Raw genomic sequence first — 19,211 nt, forward strand, 5'->3', positions numbered from 1 at the left:
GGGTTGTCGCCCGCGGTTGCTAGCCTGCCGGGCATGCTGGAGATCGGTGACGTCGTGGCCGTGCCCCTGCCGCTCGGCGGTTTCGGCGCGTGCCAGGTGACGGCGGCGGGCGGCGAGCTGACGGTGTGCGTGTTCGACTGGCACTCCGACGCGGCGCCCGCGCTCGACGACCTGCGCGGGGCCCGCCCGCTGATCATCGACCACCACAGCTGGGAGGGCGTGCCCCAGATCCTGTCCGTCGACGCGGCCGCCCCGCTGCCCGCCGGTTTCGTCCGGCTCGGGTCGCTGCCGGTGAGCGCCGGCATGCCGTGCCAGACCAGCGCGTACGGCGGATGGCCCGCCCTGGGCGTGCAGGTCGTCCTGCAGCGGCACTGGGACCTGCGGGTGCCCGACGAGGTCAAGGCCGCCTACAAGAGCGCCGCTCCCGGGCAGGTCGAGGCCGACTTCGGCGGCCGGCGGATCCGCAGGCCCGCCATGGTGTCCGGGCTCGACCTGCGGGAGCTCCACGGCGAGGTGCGCTGGGCCGGGCTGGACGCGCTGCCCCGGGTGACCTCGCTGACCTGGGCCGGGCCCGACCGGGGCCTCGCCGCCGCCCTCTCGTCCCGGCCGATCATCACCAGCCTGCACTGGGCCGATCCGCCCGTCGAGGTCGATCTGGGCGGGACGCAGCTCAACGATCTGACGTTCGCCGGAGCCTCGCCGCGCCGGCTCGTCCTGCCGCCCACCCTGACCCGCCTGCGCCTGGACGCGGCGCCGCCCGAGCTCGTCACGGCGGCCGCCGGCGGGCGGTGGATCCACGTGACGACCCGCTCCGGCGTCCCCGCCGGGCTGAGCGGCGTGCGCGACGTGGCGATGGAGGTGGCGGGCGACCTGCGGCTCGCGGCGCTGGACGGGCTCGCCGAGCTGGAGTCGCTGCGGATCCAGTGGCTGCGCTCGTACGGCGGGCTCGTCGGCGCGACCGCGTTCCCCAAGCTGCACACGCTGGAGCTGATCGACGCGTACGGGGTGGACGCGTCGATGCTGCCCCCGCCCGGCGGCGCCTTGCGGCACGTCAGCGTCGCCTCGCTCAGGAGCAGCCAGAGCGGGCCGATCAAGCAGCGCTACCGGGGCTCGGAGGTGCGGGTCCGGCTGCGCGGCGCCAAGTCGGACAAGTGGCTGGCCGCCAACATCGACAATCCGCTGCGCGACTGGGTCGACGACGACCGGCGGGCGGGAGCGGCGGCGTGCCGGGCCTTCACGACGGCCTCCGAGGCCATCGGGCGGCTGAGCGCCGACGATCCGGGCGGGGTGGCCGACGCCAGGCAGACGCTGCGGGAGTTCGTGGAGAGGCTCAACGACCTCGACGGACGGCACGGGATGATCGACACGTTACGGCGGGAGGAGGCGGGCGACGCCTTCATGGCGCTGGCGGCGCGGGCGGGCGTGCCCTCGGGCGAGGCCGGCTCATGGTTCGACGAGTGGCGTGATTTCTGAGGCCAGCGTCTGGCCCGCCTCGACCGCCTCGCGCAGGCTCCTGGCCAGCGTGTCCGCCTGCTCGGTCAGGCCGCGCAGGCCCTCGGCGTCGCCGGTCTGCGCCAGCAGGTCCCGATATCTGTCGTTGCTGCGCTGCAGCTCCTGGGCGCGCAGGGCCGAGTCGGCCGCCTTGACGCGGCCGGCGTACACCTCCAGCTCCCACACCCGCTCGGTGACCGCCGCCACGGAGCGGCGCAGGGCCTCCTGCTGGGGTTCGAGCACGGCGGCCAGCTCGGGCGTCATCAGCTCCACCCGCGCCTCGGCCTGCTCGGCCCGCAGCTCCGTCTGCGTACGCAGGAGGCGGGCGACGTGCCACAGCCGCTCGGGGAGCACCACGTCGTTGGCGACGGTGTCGAGGAGCCCCAGGCGGTTCACCCGGGAGTCGGTCACCTCCAGGATCGCCTGCCTGGCCCGGGCCAGCAGGGTGAGAGCCTCGGAGTCCAGCTCGGCGGGGTGGACGTGCCGCTCGCCGTCCCTCCGCTCCGGCTCGGGCCAGGAGACGCCGATGTAGAGCACCATGACGAGGAAGACCATCAGCCCCGCCATCGCCGCCGACTCGTGGTCGGTCCTGAGGGCCGCGGCGCCGAACAGCGCGCCGCTCAGCCCCGTGACCCCCGCGGCGACGGCGAGCAGGCGCCTCGTCCACGGCGGTGGCGCGGGCTCCCGGCGGCCGAGCAACAGCGTCCGGACACCGCGGATCCGCCGCCGTTCCCGCCGGGAGGCGGCGGGATCCACGATCGGTTCGTCCATACGCGACGCCTCCCCCACTAGGCTGCTCTCCGAGCACACCGCGTGCGGCCCCGCCGGATCCACCAGCCCCGTGTGCGGAGGTGGTGCAGATGTCGTGCAGCTACGCTTTCACCCGTGTCACGACTTCCTGAGCTGTATGTCGCCGTGGACGTGGAGGCTGACGGGCCGATCCCGGGCCCGTACAGCATGATCTCCCTGGGGATGGCCGTGGCCGGGCGGCCCGGCCTGACCTTCTACACGGAGCTGCGGCCGATCTCCGACGACTTCGTGCCCGAGGCGCTGGCCGTCTCGGGTCTCGACCGCGACCGGCTGCTGCGGGAGGCCCCCGCCCCCGAGGTGGCCATGGCGGCGGCCGCCCGCTGGGTCGACGGCCTGCGGAAGGTCGGCCGCCCGGTGTTCCTGGCCGCGCCCGCGGTGTGGGACGGGATGTTCGTGCACTGGTATTTCGTACGGTTCACCGGCAAGAGCCCGTTCGGGGTGACCGGCTCGGGTATCGACCTGCGCAGCTACTGGATGGGACAGACCGGCTGCCAGTGGTCGGAGACGGGCAAGAGGACCATGAAGCGGCGGCTGGGCCTCGAAGGGCTGCCGCACACGCATCACGCCGAGGAGGACGCGGCGGAGCTGGCGCGGATGTTCGAGGCGGTCATTCTCACGAGATCTTCAGAATCCGCACAGGAAGCTCTGAGGGATCCCGGAGAGCGTTGAGGGGACCGGAGATTCCCCCCTCGCTCGTATCGGACGGTGGTCCCGCATGGCCTCGACCTCGACCTCGGTGAAGCCCGCTGCCCGCTCGACGGGCCGCGCGGTGGTGCGTCTCGGCCTCCTGGGGCTGGTCGCGATCGGCATCATGGGCGCCGCCCTCGAGCTCGCCTTCGAACGCCACTGGCAGAGCCCGGTGCAGCTGATCCCATGGGTGGCCCTGGCGCTGCTGGGGTTCGCGCTCGTGCTGCTCGCCCTGCGCGACACTCCCCGGGCGGTCACCGTCGTACGGGTGGTCGCGCTGGTCGTGCTGCTCGCGTCCGCGTACGGCGTCTTCATGCACGTGTCCGTCAACCACGGCGCGGGCGCGGCCGATCCCACGTGGGACACCCTCTCCCCGCTCACCCAATGGTGGTACGCGCTCACCAAGTCGGTCGGCCAGGCGCCGCCGCTCGCGCCCGGCATGCTCGCCCAGAGCGCGCTGCTGCTCTCGCTGGCCACGCTGACGTCCAAGACCGATCGTCCGTGAACGGCGGCTGAACGTTCCCGGTTCGGAACCTTTCCCCCACCTTTCGCGTCACACCCAGACAAAGCGCGTGTGACTCGTAAGGCTGGTGAGGTTCGAGTGGCGTTAGGTCGTACATTCATAGCGGCGGTCGCGGTGGCGGCCACCGTGTTCAGCGCTGACGGGGCGGCGGCGAAGACGGAGCCCGCGCCCCAGGCGGAGCCCCGGCCGCCCGTTCCGGCGGTGGCCGTGTCCACGCCCGCCGCCGCAGCCGTCGCGGCGGAGCCCGAGTGCGTCCGGATCAAGGGTGCGGAGGCCTGCGTGGGGCCGGACGGGAGCGACCGTCCGGGCATCACGATCGAGGACACGGCGAACGACAAGCTCCACGCCACCGTGGAGTACTACCTCAACGGTTACCTGGGCACCAAGTACGTCATCCACAACCTGGGGCGTAAGGGTGAGGTCCGGGGTAACCGAGAGATCGGGAAGATCGTGACGTTCCGGGCGGCGGTTTACGAGGGCAACCACCGGGTGCGGTTCGGGCGGTGGAAGACCGTCCGCAATATCACGAAATATCCGATAAAGCGGGAGACGCGAGTCACGACGGCCGCCGCGCGGTCCCGGTCCAAGGTGTGCACCTCCACGAAGGGCGCCTCCACCCTGTGCTTCAACGAGCGGAACACGGTCGTGTTCGCCTGTGACACGAGCGCCGACCAGTACCAGGCCCGCGCCGAGTACTTCATCGCCGGGGACCCGACCACGCGGTTCGAGATCCACCAGCTGGCCGGGGTGAACACCTGCGGCAAGGCCGAGCACGGGGACCTCGCCGTCAGCATGTACCGCGCCTCGCTCTTCGACCACAACCGGCGGGTCGCCACCAGGCTGTACAAGTACAACTAGGCGAAGGGCCTGATGCTCTCCCGTACGGCCTCGGGTTGTCGTCGTGGGCGAGCAGGAGACGGCCGGGTCGATCAGCGCCGGGTCGCCCGCGCGGCCGGACAGGATGTTCTCGCGCCACAGGTCGCCGTGCGTCAGCACCGGCGGCCGTGGCGGGAGCGGGTCGGGCAGGGCGGCGCACGGGCGTCCCAGGTGTTGTCCTGGCGCCGCCGCCCCAGCCAGCCGTCCCGGTGCCACCACTCCCCCCGCCGGCTGCCTGCGCGGACACGGCGTCGAGCCCGGCCTCCCGCAGCCGTACGAGCAAGAGATCCATGATCGGCCCCATGAAAGTTTCAACGGTGTTTGACGGGCGAGGCGGCGCACCTCATGATCATGATGCCTCCTGGTCAGGAGGAGGCGTCGAGTGAATTCCGCTATCCATGGCGAGGAACGCCGATGCCCACACCGCTGTTACGAGCCGCGTCCGCCCTCCTGCTGACGCTGACCGCCCTCAACGCCCCCGCGGCCCACGCCGACGACGTCACCCCGGTAGCGGTGACCGTCAACGCGCGTGCCGCTCTCGCCACCGTCCCCGGAACCGGCATCGGCTCCAACCATGCGATCTGGGACACCAACCTCGGGACCGACGAGACCGCCGACCGGCTCAAGGACGCCGGCGTGAAGATGCTGCGCTATCCCGGCGGGTCGTACTCCGACATCTACCACTGGTCCACCCACACCGCCCCCGGCGGCTACGTGGCGCCCAACACCGACTTCGACACGTTCATGCGCGGCGTCCGCCGTACCGGGGCGCAGGCCATGGTGACCGCCAACTACGGCACCGGCACCGCCGAGGAGGCCGCGGCCTGGGTCCGCCAGGCCAACGTCACCAAGGGCTACGGCATCAAGTACTGGGAGATCGGCAACGAGAACTACGGCAACGGCCACTACGGCTCCGCCTGGGAGGCCGACGACCACGCCGACAAGAGCCCTGCCGAGTACGCCCGCAACGTCGTGGCCTACGCGGACGCGATGAAGGCGGTAGACCCGACCATCAAGATCGGCGCGGTGCTGACCACCGCCGCCAACTGGCCCGACGCCATCACCGCCGACGGCGACAGCGGCACCTGGAACAAGGTCGTCCTCGCGAACGCCGGATCGAAGATCGACTTCGTGATCCTGCACTGGTACCCCGGCGCCCTCGACAGGGCCGGCCACGTGACCGACATGATCCAGCTCACCCGCCAGCAGATCGCCAAGTACGTGGGGCCCGGCTCGGAGCGGATCGGCATCGCGATGACCGAGTTCAACACCGGGTCCAGCAGCAACGGCACCAACACCCAGCCCGGCGCGCTGGCCGCCGCCGACGCGTACGCGACGCTGCTGGCCAACGGGGTGTTCACGGTCGACTGGTGGAACGTCCACAATGGGATCGGCACCGTCACCCAGGTCGAGGGGCACACCGACTACGGCGACTTCGGCCTGCTGTCGAGCGGCACGTGCACCTCCGACAACAGCGTCTGCGAGCCCGCGCTCAACACGCCCTTCGCCCCCTATTACGCGCTCCAGATGGTGAGCAGGTTCGCCCGGCCGGGCGACCAGTTCGTCCGCGCCGCGACCGACCAGGCCAAGGTCGTCGCGCACGCCGCCCGCCGGCCCAACGGGGACCTGGCGGTCATGCTGATCAACACCTCGAACGACACGTCGTACCCCGTCGCGATCGACTACTCCGGCTACACCCCGGCGGCCGGCGCGCCGACCGTACTGACCCACACCAACGGCGCCACCGGCATCACCACCTCGACCGGCGGGACCGCGACCGGCCAGACGCTGCCGCCGCTCTCCCTGACCACCCTCGTCCTGCACCCCGCGTCCCCGCAGACCGGCCTCCCCGGCGCCCCCGGCCAGCCGGCGGCCACGCAGGTGACGGACACGACCGCCACGATCTCCTGGCCCGGCGCCGCCCCCGGCTCGCGCCCCATCGCCAAGTACGAGCTCCACCGCCAGCGCGGAGCCGTCAGCGAGCAGCTCGGCGAGACCTCCGGCACCTCGTTCACCGTGAACAACCTCAACCCGGGCACCCGCTACACGATCAACGTGATCGCCCGTGACAGCGGCGGCGGCCTGTCGTGGGCCTCCCCGCCGCTGACGTTCACGACCGGCACGCCCGCCACCAGCTCCTGCTCGGTACGGCTGACCGTCACGACCGACTGGGCCAGCGGCTACGTCGGCGCCATCGACATCACCAACAACGGCGCCCCGGTCAGCGGCTGGACCCTGAACTTCGGCTGGCCCAGGTCATGGCAGAGCCTGGGCAGCGGCTGGGGCGGCGTCTGGACGCAGACCGGTTCGGACGTGAAGGTCGTCAACGAGGCGGGCAACGGCGCGCTCGCCACGGGGGCCACCGCCACGGTCGGCTTCGTCGGCAACTACTCCGGCCCGAACGTCCTGCCCGCCGTCTTCACCCTCAACGGATCCGTCTGCACGACCCGGTGACCGTGCGATCCGGGGCCGCTTCGGCGGCCCCGGATCTCAGGAGGTCGCGGGGCGCCAGGTGGAGAGGATGAACACCACCAGAAGGGTGGTCATGAGGGCATCGCCGACGTGCAGGACGTACAGCCCCACCGGGTACGACTCGTGCAGGACGGAACCCGCGATCATCATGGCCTGGAACCCGAGCCACACCAGAAGTCCGAACCCCACGGCCTCGCGCCGCGTGCGGATCTGGAACCGGCTCAACAGCACGGCCATGACCAGCACCTCGATGAGGTTCCTCCCGAGCTGCCCCGCGAGCTCCCAGGGCTGCGGCCCGGCGGTGGCCACGCCGCGCAGCGACGCCCACACCCCGCCGAACACCATGTAGTAGACGGAGCTCGCGACGAGCGTCACCGCCGCCGCGGCCCCGACGGCCCAGTAGTTGATTCTGTTCATGCCGGTCATTGTGAGCAGGCGCGCAGGAGGCGGACAAAGGCTATCTCCGCATGCCAGCGATGAGTCTGGCTCATGGATGGGGTGAGCGGTCCGTCGTTGTTCCGGCGCGGGCATCGGCGAACGATGAAGGGCATGAGACTCTCAGATCCCCCTTGCCGCCCCGGCCGTCTCTGGCTGACCAACGCCCGGCTGTTCGACGGGACCGGCGGCCCCGTCCGGCCGGCCGCCGGGATCCTCGTCGAGGACGGCGTGGTCAGGCTGGTCGGGCGGGCCGGCGACGGTGTGCCCGACGGGGCGGAGGTCGTCGACGTGGCGGGCCGTACCGTCCTGCCCGGCTTGATCGACGCCCACGCGCACGTGTTCGCGACGCCGCCCGCGCCCGCCGAGGGGGCCGAGCCGCTGTGGCCGGACGTGACCGCGCACTTCCTGGCCGCGCGGTTGCGCGAGACGTTGCGGATGGGGTTCACGACGCTGCGCGACGTCGGCTCGTACGGCGACGCGGTCGTCACGGCTCGGCAGGCGATGCGGTACGGGGCCTTCCGCGGGCCGCGGCTGCTGACCTGCGGCCGGATCGTGTCGGCCACCGCGCCCGGCGGCCGGTTCTTCGACGGGATGTACCGGGAGGCGGACGGGCCGGACGAGGTGCGCAAGGCCGTGCGCGAGCAGGTGCGGCGGGGTGCCGACTTCATCAAGATCATGTCCACCGGGGCGCGCTCGGTCGAGCTGGAGGACCCGCGGCCCGCCCAGGTGACCGAGGAGGAGATGGCCGCGCTGGTGGACGAGGCGCACCGGCTCGGGTACCGGGTGGCGGCGCACGCGGAGGGCCTGCCCGGCACGGAGTTGTCGATCAGGCACGGCGTGGACACCGTCGAGCACGGCATGTACCTCCACCGGCGGCCTGACCTGCTGGACATGATGGCCGCGGCCGGGCAGATCCTCGTGCCGACGCTGTCGTGCTACTACGGCGTCGCGGGCCTCTCCGAGGACGGCTCTCATGCGGCGTGGACGCCGCCGTTGATGGAGCTCGCCGAGCACAACCTGGTCGAGGCCGGCCGTACGCTCGCCGCGGCCCGCGCGGCCGGCGTGCCGATCGCGCTCGGCCACGACTGGCAGCCGTTCTCCGACGCCGCCGTCGAGGTCGTGCGCATGGTCCGGCACGGCCTGAGCCCCGCCGAGACGCTGGTCGCGGCGACCGCCACGGCGTCCCGCGCCCTCGGGCTGGACGAGCACCTGGGCACCGTCGAACCCGGCAAGCTCGCCGACCTGGTCGTGGTGGACGGCGACCCGCTGGCCGAGCCGGCGGTGCTGCGTGACCGTACGCGGATCTGGCTGGTGTTTCAGCTCGGCGAGCCCGTGGCCGGCCAGGCGCTGGAGGCCCCGCCGAGCCGCCCGGCCACCTCGGCGAACGCGCGGACCGCCGCCGTCTCCCGCTCGGCCGACCACACCATCGCGCTCTCCAACGGCGGCAGCCCGCGCAGCGGGATCACCGACACCCCGGGATGGGTGTAGTAGTCGGACAGCGAGGCCACCGTCGGATGGACGATCTCGCCGCGGGCCACCAGCGACAGCACCTCGATCATCCGGCCCTCCCGGTGGCGGCGGCCGATCGGGCGCCCCGCCGGGGTCAGCGGCGGGTAGAGCGCCTCCAGCGTCTCGGCCGGGACCATTCCCTCGGCGTCGATCACGTGGTGGTCACCGAGGTCCTCGGCGGTGGCGTAGCCGCGTTCGGCCAGCGGATGCCCGGCCCGCACCACCAGCGCGCGGTCGTCACGCATGAGGACGGGGCCGACGGCCAGATCCGGGCGGCGGATCGGCAGCCAGTGGGCGACGACGTCCAGCTCGGCGCGGCGCAGCCGGCCCAGCGCCTCGCCGGGGAACGCCTCGTACACCACGACCTCGCAGCCCGGATGGGCCGTGGTGAACGCCCGTACGATCTCCGAGAACGCCGGGCCGCCCGCGGCGAAGTTGAGCAGGCTGACCCGCAGCACGCCGGTGATCCCCGACGCGATCTCCCGGGCCTCGGCCAGGGCCAGGTGGATCTGCTCGAACCCCGGCCGCAGCCGGTCGCGCAGCCGCTCGCCCAGCGGGGTCAGCCGCACGCGGCGGGAGGAGCGCTCGAACAGCCGGCCGCCCACGCGCGTCTCCATGGCGCGGATGGTCTGGCTCACGCGCGACTGGGACAGGTACATCCGCTCGGCGGCCCGGCCGAAATGCAGCTCCTCGGCCAGCGTCAGAAAGATCTCGATCTCCCGGAGCTCCACCGGCTCCCTCCGTCCTCCCGGGGAGGACCAGACTAGGGAGTGACCGGCATCTTCGCCTAGCGCGCCTGTCGAGAGAGCGCGTTCTCATCAATTCCGGCATTTATAAAGGGCTCCTCCCTGGCCGGGAGAAGCCCTTTATCCTAGGAGCGGGTCCACGTCTGGTTGGCGCTGCCCGCGCAGTCCCAGATCTGCAGCCGGGTGCCGTTGGCCGAGCTGGCGCCGGTCGCGTCGAGGCACCTGCCGGACTGGGGGTTGACGATCCGGCCGGCGCCGGAGTCGTAGGTCCATCGCTGGGCGCCGGTGCCGTTGCAGTCGTACAGCTGCACCTTCGCGCCGTTGGCCGTGGCGCCGTCGGTGATGTCCATGCACTTGCCGAGCGCGCGTACCGAGCCGTCGGCGTTCCACGTCCAGCTCTGGGCTGCCGTGTTGTTGCAGTCGTACAGCTGGACGGCGGTGCCGTTGGCGGTGGCGGCACCGGCCACGTCGACGCACTTGCCGCCGATACCGGTGATCCGGCCGCCGGAGCCGCCGGTGGGCGGGGCGTAGACGCGGACGTAGTCGACGGACATCGTCTGCGGGAAGGTCGTGGTGCCGTCGGGGTAGCCGGGCCAGTAGCCGCCGACCGCCACGTTCATGATCATGAAGAACGGGTGGTCGAAGACCCAGCGGTTGCCGCCGAGGTCGGCCGGCGTCCGGCGCTGGTATTCGACGCCGTCGACGTACCAGATGATCAGGTTCGGGGACCAGTCGACGGCGAAGGTGTGGAACGCGTCGGCGAAGACGCCGCCGATCGAGTACGGGGCGCCGATGCCTCCGGAGCCGGAGTAGCCGGGGCCGTGGATGGTGCCGTGCACGGTGCTGGGCTCGCGGCCGATGTTCTCCATGATGTCGATCTCGCCGCTGCCGGGCCAGCCGACCGGCCCGATGTTGTCGCCGAGCATCCAGAAGGCCGGCCAGATGCCCTGGCCGCGGGGCAGTTTCATGCGCGCCTCGAACCGCCCGTACGCCCTGGTGAAGGTGGCGGCGGTGAGCAGGCGGGCGGAGGTGTACTGGCAGGTGCCGTAGTGGCACTGGTAGTTGGCCGGGTTCTCGCGGCGGGCGGTGATCACGAGATTGCCGGCGCCGTCCATGGCGGCGTTGCGGGTGCTGCTGGTGTAGTACTGCTGCTCGTTGTTGCCCCAGCCGCTGCCGCCGATGTCGAAGCGCCACTTCGACTGGTCGACGGCGCTGCCCGCGGCTCCGTTGAACTCGTCGGACCAGACCAGCGGCCCGGGGGCGGGGGCGGCGCCGGCGGTGCCCACCAGAGGGGCGAGCAGCGCGACGAGAACGGCGCCGACGGTGAATAACACTCTGAAATGGGGGGTGCGGACCATACTGATTACCTCATCCGATCCACGGCTGTCGCTTTACGGAAACAATCCGGCAACATCACGCCCATTGTCAAGAGAGCGCTCTCTCGCGAACGGACTTTTGGTCAGCCGTTCTCGAGGGTGAGCAGGCCGCGGCGGAAGGCGACGGCCACGGCGGCGGCACGGTCGTTGACGCCGAGCTTCGTGTAGATGTGCAGCACGTGGCTCTTCACCGTGGCCTCGCTGATGAACAGGCGCGTGGCGACCTCGCGGTTGGTGGCGCCGTCGGCGATGAGCTGGAGGACCTCCAGCTCCCGGGCGCTCAGCGGGTCGGCGGGCGCGCGGACCTGGCCGAGGAGCCTGGTGGCGACCGACGGGGAGAGCACGGCCTCGCCGCGCGCCGCCGTACGGACCGCGCGGACGAGCTCGTCGCGCCCGGTGTCCTTGAGGAGGTAGCCGGTGGCTCCGGCCTCGATGGCGGGCAGGACGTCCCTGTCGGTGTCGTAGGTGGTGAGCACGAGGACGCGGGCCGCGATGCCCAGCCTGGCGAGCTCCTTGATGGCCGAGACGCCGTCCATCCTGGGCATGCGGAGGTCCATGAGGATCACGTCGGGGTCCAGCGCCCGCGCGAGCTCGACGGCCTGCGCGCCGTCCCCGGCCTCGCCGAGCACCTCGAAGCCGGGGTCGCCGGCGAACATGCCGCGGATGCCGTCACGGACGATGGGATGATCGTCGGCGATCAGCAGCCGGATCACGGTCTCAGCCACGGGCCACCGCCGGGACGCTCGCAGAAATCGGAGCCTCACCCACGCGGGAATCGGGGATCTCAGGCACGGGTCACCGCCGGGACGCTCGCGGAGATCGCGGTGCCGAAGCCGGGCTCGGACTCGATCTCCAGCGTGCCCGCCACCCGGCTCACCCGCTTCCGCATCGAGGTCAGGCCGAAGCCGCCACCGTCGCCGACCCGCTCGGGGTCGAACCCGGCGCCGTCGTCGCGCACGTCCAGGGTGACCACATCCTCCATGTACGACAGGGTCAGCCCGACCCGGGACGCGTCGGCGTGCTTGGCCGCGTTGGCGAGGGCCTCCTGCGCGGTGCGGAGCAACGTCTCCTCGACCTCCGGATGCATGGGACGGACCGTACCAGTGATGGTCAGATCCGCACGTACCCCATTGAGCTCCCCCCACTTACCGACGACCTCCGCCAGCGCGTCGGGCAGCGGCGCCGCCTCCAGCTGCCCCGGCCCCACCGCGTGCACGGAGCGCCGGGCCTCGGCCAGGCTCTCCCGCGCCAGCCGGATCGCGTTGTCCACGTGGCGCCGCCACTCCTCGGTCCGGTGCGCCGCCTGGAGCTGGGTGATGATGCCGGTGAGGCCCTGAGCGAGCGTGTCGTGGATCTCGGCCGCCATGCGCTGCCGTTCGTCGAAAACGCCTGCCTCGCGGGCCTGGACCAGCAACTGGGCGTGCAGTCCGGCGTTCTCCTTCATGGTCGCTTCGAGCTGCGCCACCATCCGCTTGCGCTCGGCGCTCCGCTCGGCCGTGATCTCGCCGACGAAGCTGAACAGGCCGACCAGGGCCACGATGGCGGCGGTGAAGAACAGGAAGGCGAGGACCCCGGTCGGGGTGGGGTCGGGCAGACCGCCGTTGTAGGTCGTGACGCTGATCGCCGCCGTGGCGGTCACCCCGGCGAACCGCCATTTCCCCTTCAGGTACTGCCACGAGTGGAGATATCCGGCGAAACCAAAGAAGCTCGCGAACCACAGTCCTTGCGTACAGAGCGCTCCGATCAGCACCACCAGCCCGGCCACGTACGCCACGCCCCGGGGCACCAGCCAGATCCAGACGGCCGCGAGCGCGGCCAGGGCGAGCATGACCCACGGCCTGCCACCCGTCTCGCCGGTCAGCAGGGAGAGCACTGTGGAGGTCCCGAGCAGGACGTACGGAGCGGCCGCCATCTGGCGCTCCAGCAGCCGCTCCCATCGGTCGAGCCGCCCGGTCATACCTCACTACTCCCAGCGGAAGAACTTGGCCGCGGCCATGCTGACGACCACAGCGTACGCGGCCATCACGGCGAGCAGCAGCGGGCTGGGAGCGCCGCCTTCCCAGACGTCCCGCAGGCTCTGCCGGAACGCGCCCAGAGGGGTGAACTCCCCGATGCGGGCCACGAAAGCGGGCATCTGCTCGGCGGGCTGCATGAGTCCGGCGAGGTAGGCCATCGGGAAGTACAGCAGGACCCCGATCCCGTTGGCGCTTCGGCCGTTCTTGGCCAGGGCCGCGATGAGCAGGCCGATGGCGAACATGGCCGCCGTACCGAGCAGGAAGACCAGCACACCGGGCAGCACCTGGGTGGGCAGGTGGGCTTTCAGCACCGTGCCGGCGACCGTCACCAGCAGGGCGGACGCGGTCAGCGCGAGGACGAGCTGCAGGAGCAGCTGCACCACCAGCATGTTCACCGGGCGTACCGGCGTGATGGAGAGCCTGCGCAGGATGCCGCGCTCGCGGTAGGTGGCCATGGTGGTGGGCAGCATGTACAGGCCCACGAGCCCCACGGCGATCGCCAGCGCCATGGGCAGGAGCACGGTGTCGCCCGGGCCGATCGAGCTTCCGAAGACCACCATGATGAACAGCGGGATGAGCAGCGAGAACATCGCTCCGGGTTCGCGGGTCAGCAGCTTCAGTTCGACTATGGCGAGCTTGGTCATGATCTTCCTCCGTCAGTGAATGAGACGTTCGGTCGTCGGCGGGTCCATCAACCAGGACCTTGAGCGGCCTGGGGGCGGACATCAGGGAGACGGACGTCAGGGGCCGTCGAACGAACGGCCGGTCAGCGCGACGAACGCATCGTCAAGGGTGCGCTTGTCGATGCGCAGATCGCTGACCAGGACGTGGTGACGGGCGAGCTGCGCGGTGACCGCCGTGGCGAAGTCGCCCCTGCCCGTGACGACCACCCGATCCCCCGTCCTGTTCACGCCGGTCACCCCGGGCAGCCCACCCAGCTCGACCATGTCCCCCGCCATCAGCGTGAACCGCATCTGGTGCTCGGCGTCGATCCCGTCGACCAGCCCGGCCGGGGTGTCGAGCGCGACCACCCGGCCGCGGTCGAAGACGGCCACGCGGTCGCAGAGCTCCTCCACCTCGTCCATGAAGTGGCTGACCAGCACCACCGTCACGCCGCTCGCCCGGACCCGCTTGATCAGCTCCCAGGTGGTACGGCGAGCCTGCGGGTCGAGCCCCGTGGTCAGCTCGTCGAGGAACGCCACCCGCGGATTGCCCACCAGCGCCAGCGCGATGAACAGCCGCTGCTTCTGCCCACCCGACAACTTCCCGAACCGGCCGTTGCGCTTGTCCGCCAGCCCCCACTCCTCCAGCAGCTCCCGCCAGTCGCGCGGTTCGGCGTAGAAGGAGGCGTACAGGTCGAGCGCCTCCCACACCTTGATGTTCTCGGGGAGCTGCGTGTCCTGGAGCTGCACCCCGATCTGCTCACGCACCCCGGGCCCGTCCTTGACCGGGTCGAGCCCGAGCACCTTGATCGACCCGCTGTCGGCCCGCCTCAGCCCCTCCGCACACTCCACGGTGGTGGTCTTGCCGGTGCCGTTCGGACCGAGGATGCCGAAGATCTCGCCCTCCTCCACGGAGAACGACACCCCATCCAGAACCGTCAGATCCGCGTACTTCTTGCGGAGGTCTGTGACTTCGATGACTGCCATGGCTCAAGCATCGTTTTCCCGCCCCCGGACCGAATCGATCTGCCGGCCATGCTCTCCGGTGAATGCTGCTGACCCGAAAATCCACCGAACGGTTGATGCGCCCCCGCCACGCGCATCGGCCGTCACCACGACACATGGCGTGACGTGGTACCGCTCGAACGCCACAGCACCATCGCCGTCTGAGCGAAGGGACATGCAGAAGGAAAAAGACTTCGACCGCCGTTTGCGGCTCCAGCACACGGAAACCAACCCCCCGAAAATAGTCCACCTGGCGCTCTCTACCGACAATCACCCGTTTCGGAGAAACGCCCATATTTCGGGACTTTGATACGTTCCGGGGGGATAATATGCCCAAATTTCCTAATATCGCCTGGGTTCTCGCGGTCAGTGCCGCGCTGACCGGTGGGGTCATGCCTGCGGGCGCTCCTGCCATCGCCGCATCCGCCGTCACGAGCCGAGCACCTCAGAATCCGGATCCGCTGGCCACCGTGCCGGCGCCGCGGGACGACCGGACCGCCGCGGCGATGCGGGAGTACGTCCGGGACCTGGCCCGGAAGGAGCAGTTCAGCGGCTCGGTGCTGGTAGTACGGCGAGGGCAGGTGCTGCTGCGCACCGCTGCCGGCGCGGCCGACGAGGAGAGGCGCATCCCCAACCGGCCGGACACCGTCTACCGCATCGCCTCGGTCACCAAGCAGTTCACCTCGATGCTCATGCTGAAGCTGCGCGACCGCGGGTTGCTCGGCCTGGACGACCCGATCTGCCGGCATCTCATCCCGGCATACATCGAGACCTGCCCGCAGGCGTGGCGGCCCGTCACGATCCGGCAGATCCTCACGCACACGTCCGGCATCGTCAACATCCAGGATCTGCCGGGCTTCTATGCCGAACTCTCACAACCGACCACGACCCGGGAGCTCATCCAGCGGTTCGTGCACAGGCCGCTGGACTTCAAGCCCGGGACCAACTGGAAGTACAGCAACGGCGGCTACGTCCTGGCCGGGGCGATCATCCAGGCGGTGACGCACCAGCCGTACGGCACCGTGCTGCATGAAGAGATCACCGGCCCGCTCCACCTCCGGCACACCGGCTACAGCCGGGGCAATCCGCCCGCCGGGTACGCGAAGGGCTACTTCACGGTCGGATCACCGGCCCCGCCCACCAACGGCTCCCAGGCGTTCTCCGCGACCGGCATCTACTCCACCGTGGACGACATCGCCCGCTGGGACCGGTCGTTCGGCGCGGATCTGGTCGCGCCGCCCGCCACCGTCAAGCAGGCGTTCACGCCACAGGCCCCGTGTCCCCCGAACGGCTGCCTCACCCTGCCGTCGACCGCGTACGCCTTCGGCTGGGCCGTCGACCGGCTCCACGGGCACCGGCTCCGGTACCACCACGGACTTCTCCAGGGCTATGCGGCGATGAACATGTACCTGCCCGATGACGACATCGAGGTAGTCGTGCTCAGCAACGTGCAGGACACCGACACGTACGGCATCGGCCGCCACCTCGCCACGATGGCCCTCGAGTCTGCGGACGCGGAGCGGTCCTCGCGGTGACGGGGCGCCCGAAACGGCGAAGGCGTGGGAGTGCCGTCATGGCCTGAGCAAGGAACCTCGGAAACGAGCTGAGGCGCCGCCCTCCAAGGGTGGCGCCTCAGTCGTTCAGCTCGTTGCCGTCGCGAACACGAAAACGCCCCGGAGCGTTTCTCGCTACGGGGCATCTTGGCTGTTCAATGCTGGTGGTCAGGGGCAGGGTCGAACTGCCGACCTTCCGCTTTTCAGGCGGACAGATCCCCCTGCTCGGCTGATCGAGACCGTGCTCAGGTCCGTGTGGACGGCGGCGCGGATGTGTAGGCGTGTGGGGACGTTGCTGTCAGCACTGCTGTCACCTCAGCTACGGTCACCCGCTGCCAAGGCCCGACGAAGGAGGGACTCGGCGTCGATCGCCCCAGCCACAGACGGTGAGAACCGAAGTGAGCGATCGTCACGGCCTTGACCACTTCGGTACAAAGTAGTGGCATGCCCCTTCGGACGAAGCCGCGATCGCTGAACGCCGACACGGGCAGGGGGTTGCCAGCCACCTCTCCATAGTCGGCAATATGAAAGTCTCCAAGGAAGAGCAAGCTGTTGATCACCTACGCCGCCTGACAGCAGCGCCCAAGGCCGTCGTCTGAACGGCCGATCCGTTCTGTGTCACTCTGTCACTAATAGGCGATTTAGCGCTTTGATGCCCCTAATACACCATTGCATCAAATGCAAAAGGGGCGCTAAGATTGCTTGTCTCGTTCCAAAGATCAACTTAGCAGCCTAGCCACGAGCACCCCGCCGACCAGCCTAGGAACTCGCCATGCGTTTGACATCTATCGAAATCGAGAACTTTCGCAGCGTCGAACGCGCAGCTCTTGATTCATGCGGGGCGCTCAACGTACTCATCGGCAAGAATAATGCTGGCAAGTCGAATCTACTCGTCGCGCTTCACCGGTTCTTTGATTTCTTTAAAGACGAGTCAGCGGCAAGCCCGGACCTGCCTTATCTCACCATCGACACAGAGGCATACCAGCGCAATACTTCAGTTCCGGGAAAGATCGTCGCCCGACTTACACCTTCCGATAAGGAAAGCCAGGCGTTGAGGGCGAAGATCGCAGATGAAGCTCCTCAGATGCGTAATGCGCTGGAAGAAATCCCGAGTGACGCTACCATCGAGTGCGAGCTGGTTCTACAGCAGCACCCCAAAGAAGTGGCATACATTAGCCGCATCGAATTTGTCTCTTCAGATAAAACGCATAACGAGCGGCGAGGAACTCACCTAATCTACTCCGTAGATATCGAAGCAGCCACTGACCTTGCAACGCGGGTTCGCGACATCTCTCGGCTTCTCGATGATTCTCGACGCCTCTCAACTCGGCACATCATCGATCCAGAAGAATGGCGAATGTCTCGCGACCGCGAGCGTACGAGCCGTTTGGCAGCACGGCGGTTTATCGCAAGGTTTGAGACAAGTTCGGAAACTACCGGCCAGATAGAGCAGCTATATTACTCGGCATCGACATATGAAGAGTTTGTCACGTCGATCAGAGATCTTGCCTCGTCCCTGGAAGACCAAGCAGCCCGTCTCCGTGAAGCGTCAAGCAAGAGTCGGATCCAAACATTTGCAGGCGAGACGAACTCCGTTCCAGGATATATGCAGACGCTAATCTCCATGATCGCGCGCATGAAGGTCCATTACTTGACAGAGTCGCGCAGCCCTATCGGCGAGGCAGAGGCACGACGCATCCTCGACCTCAAGACCAGTAGAGGGCGAAGTGACATGCTCGGAAGGATCCAGGCCCTCGTTGAAAGTCTCCTGGGCGTTCGAATAGACGCTTTCACTGCGGATAGGCCGGTGCGATCTGCAAGATCCGAGCCGGAGATTCCTGCTGAGATCGATGTTGACGACTTCCTCGTCCAAGTCAATGGGTCTGGAATTCGCGAAGCGCTACGTGTCATCTTGGACTACGAGTTCGAGCGCCCTAACATACTCTTGCTGGAAGAACCTGAAGTACACCTTCATCCGGCACTTGAGTCAGCAATGCTTCAATATCTCAAGAGCATCGGCGATCATTGTCAAGTTTTCCTCACTACGCATTCAACAAACTTCCTCGACTCTCCTGAGTTCGAGAACGTGTACATGGTTACACGGGCTCCTTCTACCTCCGTCCAACTCATTCACGTTGAAGAAGCAGAACAGGCGCTACCTAGCGAACTCGGCCTCCGACTCAGCTCACTCTTCATGTTCGATCGCCTAGTCTTTGTTGAGGGGCCTACAGACGAAAGAGTTCTCCGCTCCCTTGCAGCCAAAGCCGACATTAACCTCGGCAAGCGAAACATTGGCTTCATTGCGATCGGCGGCGCTCGAAACTTCGGCCATTACGCCAACTCGCAAATCCTTTCTTTTCTATCAAAGAGAAAAGTGCAGATTTACTTTATTCTCGACCGCGACGAGAGGTCGCCCGAGGAGATTGAAGGTCTCAGGAGACGCATCGGCGACTTGGGCAAGCTCTGGGTTCTGAAGCAGAGGGAGCTTGAGAATTACCTTATCAATGCCTCCACGATTTCTCGCCTGCTAGAAAGTCGTGCAGGAGTTCAGATTTCAGCTGAGGACGTGGAGGCGGTTATCGAAAATGCTTGCGAGATACACCAGTCTGCCGCATTAGAACGAGCGGTTCTGTTTCAAACCTTCCGCCCACTGACGCCCGATCGAGATGCCGTAATAAAGAGAGGGGAAGTCGACTTCGCCCCTAAGGTTCGAGAAGAATTCGAAAGAGTCAAATTCGAAATCTGTCGAATCGAGGAAAACCTTGAGGCTGCGATCGAGCAGATAAAAGGAGATTTGCTGGGCACATGGGATCACGACAAACGGACCCGAGTTCCTGGAGACCTCGTTCTCGAGACGGTCTTCGCTCACTATGGGGTGAAGTTTAAGAAGCAGAAGGATGGGCTGGCCCTCGCTGAGCTTATGACGCGCGAGGAATTGCCGTCCGAGATACTCGACATCCTGCGCTCGATCGTCGCCTGAGAATGGCCGCGTCGGACGGTGCTGGCCGCGACCGGCCGGAGAGCCGCAGCGCGGCCAGCGACCGCCCG

15 protein-coding genes, 1 tRNA gene and 1 pseudogene are annotated in these 19,211 nt (G+C 68.5%); 8 read left to right on the forward strand and 9 right to left on the reverse strand.

From position 1 onward, the window contains the following. The first annotated feature begins 33 nt into the window (after positions 1-33). Positions 34-1,473 (forward strand): hypothetical protein, encoded by a 1,440-nt coding sequence (locus tag ACWDX9_RS30405; protein ID WP_449959815.1) that lies wholly within the window; start codon positions 34-36, stop codon positions 1,471-1,473. On the opposite strand, the gene ACWDX9_RS30410 is transcribed toward ACWDX9_RS30405, so the two are convergent. Continuing rightward, complete coding sequence (locus ACWDX9_RS30410) at positions 1,444-2,262, reverse strand: hypothetical protein (protein ID WP_449959817.1); 819 nt, start codon at positions 2,260-2,262, stop codon at positions 1,444-1,446. The two genes, ACWDX9_RS30405 and ACWDX9_RS30410, sit on opposite strands and share 30 nt — an antisense overlap. Positions 2,263-2,376: 114 nt before the next feature. On the opposite strand from ACWDX9_RS30410, the gene ACWDX9_RS30415 reads away from it, so the two are divergent. The 4 genes from ACWDX9_RS30415 (at position 2,377) to ACWDX9_RS30430 (ending at position 6,841) form a co-directional block, all read left to right on the forward strand. Continuing rightward, a complete protein-coding gene (locus ACWDX9_RS30415; protein WP_350737493.1) occupies positions 2,377-2,970 on the forward strand; it encodes an exonuclease in 594 nt (197 codons plus the stop codon). 46 nt (positions 2,971-3,016) lie between these two features. Beyond that, positions 3,017-3,493 carry a hypothetical protein gene (locus tag ACWDX9_RS30420; protein ID WP_350737496.1) on the forward strand — a complete coding sequence of 159 codons (477 nt, stop codon included), beginning with the start codon at positions 3,017-3,019 and terminating at the stop codon, positions 3,491-3,493. A gap of 132 nt (positions 3,494-3,625) precedes the next feature. After that, positions 3,626-4,369 (forward strand): hypothetical protein, encoded by a 744-nt coding sequence (locus tag ACWDX9_RS30425; protein WP_449959819.1) that lies wholly within the window; start codon positions 3,626-3,628, stop codon positions 4,367-4,369. Positions 4,370-4,801: 432 nt separating this feature from the next. Continuing rightward, complete coding sequence (locus ACWDX9_RS30430) at positions 4,802-6,841, forward strand: cellulose binding domain-containing protein (RefSeq protein ID WP_449959821.1); 2,040 nt, start codon at positions 4,802-4,804, stop codon at positions 6,839-6,841. Between the two features lie 36 nt (positions 6,842-6,877). Here ACWDX9_RS30430 and ACWDX9_RS30435 read toward each other — a convergent pair whose 3' ends face one another. Then, complete coding sequence (locus ACWDX9_RS30435; RefSeq protein ID WP_449959823.1) at positions 6,878-7,276, reverse strand: DUF1761 domain-containing protein; 399 nt, start codon at positions 7,274-7,276, stop codon at positions 6,878-6,880. Between the two features lie 132 nt (positions 7,277-7,408). On the opposite strand from ACWDX9_RS30435, the pseudogene ACWDX9_RS30440 reads away from it, so the two are divergent. Beyond that, positions 7,409-8,602 (forward strand): annotated as a pseudogene (locus ACWDX9_RS30440) (amidohydrolase family protein); the annotation flags it as partial. Positions 8,603-8,613: 11 nt separating this feature from the next. Here the strand turns inward: ACWDX9_RS30440 and ACWDX9_RS30445 are convergent. From ACWDX9_RS30445 to ACWDX9_RS30470, 6 genes are all read right to left on the reverse strand, one after another. Then, positions 8,614-9,537 (reverse strand): LysR family transcriptional regulator, encoded by a 924-nt coding sequence (locus ACWDX9_RS30445; RefSeq protein WP_449959825.1) that lies wholly within the window; start codon positions 9,535-9,537, stop codon positions 8,614-8,616. Between the two features lie 140 nt (positions 9,538-9,677). Continuing rightward, positions 9,678-10,886 (reverse strand): RICIN domain-containing protein, encoded by a 1,209-nt coding sequence (locus ACWDX9_RS30450; protein ID WP_449959827.1) that lies wholly within the window; start codon positions 10,884-10,886, stop codon positions 9,678-9,680. A gap of 125 nt (positions 10,887-11,011) precedes the next feature. Then, entirely contained in the window at positions 11,012-11,653 is a 642-nt protein-coding gene (locus ACWDX9_RS30455; RefSeq protein WP_449959828.1) for a response regulator, read from the reverse strand. Between the two features lie 59 nt (positions 11,654-11,712). Then, positions 11,713-12,885, reverse strand: a complete 1,173-nt coding sequence (locus ACWDX9_RS30460) for a sensor histidine kinase (RefSeq protein ID WP_449959830.1) — start codon at positions 12,883-12,885, stop codon at positions 11,713-11,715. Between the two features lie 6 nt (positions 12,886-12,891). Next, the gene (locus ACWDX9_RS30465; RefSeq protein ID WP_449959832.1) at positions 12,892-13,587 is read right to left on the reverse strand and encodes an ABC transporter permease; all 696 of its coding nucleotides are present in this window, start codon (positions 13,585-13,587) and stop codon (positions 12,892-12,894) included. Positions 13,588-13,683: 96 nt separating this feature from the next. Next, the gene (locus ACWDX9_RS30470) at positions 13,684-14,592 is read right to left on the reverse strand and encodes an ABC transporter ATP-binding protein (RefSeq protein ID WP_449959834.1); all 909 of its coding nucleotides are present in this window, start codon (positions 14,590-14,592) and stop codon (positions 13,684-13,686) included. A 488-nt stretch (positions 14,593-15,080) separates the two neighbouring features. Here ACWDX9_RS30470 and ACWDX9_RS30475 point away from each other — a divergent pair, with 488 nt between their 5' ends. After that, positions 15,081-16,145, forward strand: coding sequence for a serine hydrolase domain-containing protein (locus ACWDX9_RS30475; RefSeq protein WP_449959836.1), 1,065 nt, complete (start codon positions 15,081-15,083; stop codon positions 16,143-16,145). Positions 16,146-16,325: 180 nt separating this feature from the next. On the opposite strand, the gene ACWDX9_RS30480 is transcribed toward ACWDX9_RS30475, so the two are convergent. Beyond that, positions 16,326-16,404 (reverse strand) — tRNA-Phe (locus tag ACWDX9_RS30480). A 531-nt stretch (positions 16,405-16,935) separates the two neighbouring features. Here ACWDX9_RS30480 and ACWDX9_RS30485 point away from each other — a divergent pair. Beyond that, entirely contained in the window at positions 16,936-19,143 is a 2,208-nt protein-coding gene (locus tag ACWDX9_RS30485) for an ATP-dependent nuclease (protein ID WP_449959838.1), read from the forward strand. Positions 19,144-19,211 lie beyond the last annotated feature (68 nt).

Source organism: Nonomuraea sp. NPDC003201, assembly GCF_053590415.1.

Coding starts and splice junctions, on each gene's coding strand:
- ACWDX9_RS30405 (WP_449959815.1), top strand. CDS start 34: ATGCTGGAGATCGGTGACGTCGTGGCCGTGCCCCTGCCGCTCGGCGGT.
- ACWDX9_RS30410 (WP_449959817.1), bottom strand. CDS start 2,262: ATGGACGAACCGATCGTGGATCCCGCCGCCTCCCGGCGGGAACGGCGG.
- ACWDX9_RS30420 (WP_350737496.1), top strand. CDS start 3,017: ATGGCCTCGACCTCGACCTCGGTGAAGCCCGCTGCCCGCTCGACGGGC.
- ACWDX9_RS30430 (WP_449959821.1), top strand. CDS start 4,802: ATGCCCACACCGCTGTTACGAGCCGCGTCCGCCCTCCTGCTGACGCTG.
- ACWDX9_RS30435 (WP_449959823.1), bottom strand. CDS start 7,276: ATGAACAGAATCAACTACTGGGCCGTCGGGGCCGCGGCGGCGGTGACG.
- ACWDX9_RS30460 (WP_449959830.1), bottom strand. CDS start 12,885: ATGACCGGGCGGCTCGACCGATGGGAGCGGCTGCTGGAGCGCCAGATG.
- ACWDX9_RS30465 (WP_449959832.1), bottom strand. CDS start 13,587: ATGACCAAGCTCGCCATAGTCGAACTGAAGCTGCTGACCCGCGAACCC.
- ACWDX9_RS30470 (WP_449959834.1), bottom strand. CDS start 14,592: ATGGCAGTCATCGAAGTCACAGACCTCCGCAAGAAGTACGCGGATCTG.
- ACWDX9_RS30485 (WP_449959838.1), top strand. CDS start 16,936: ATGCGTTTGACATCTATCGAAATCGAGAACTTTCGCAGCGTCGAACGC.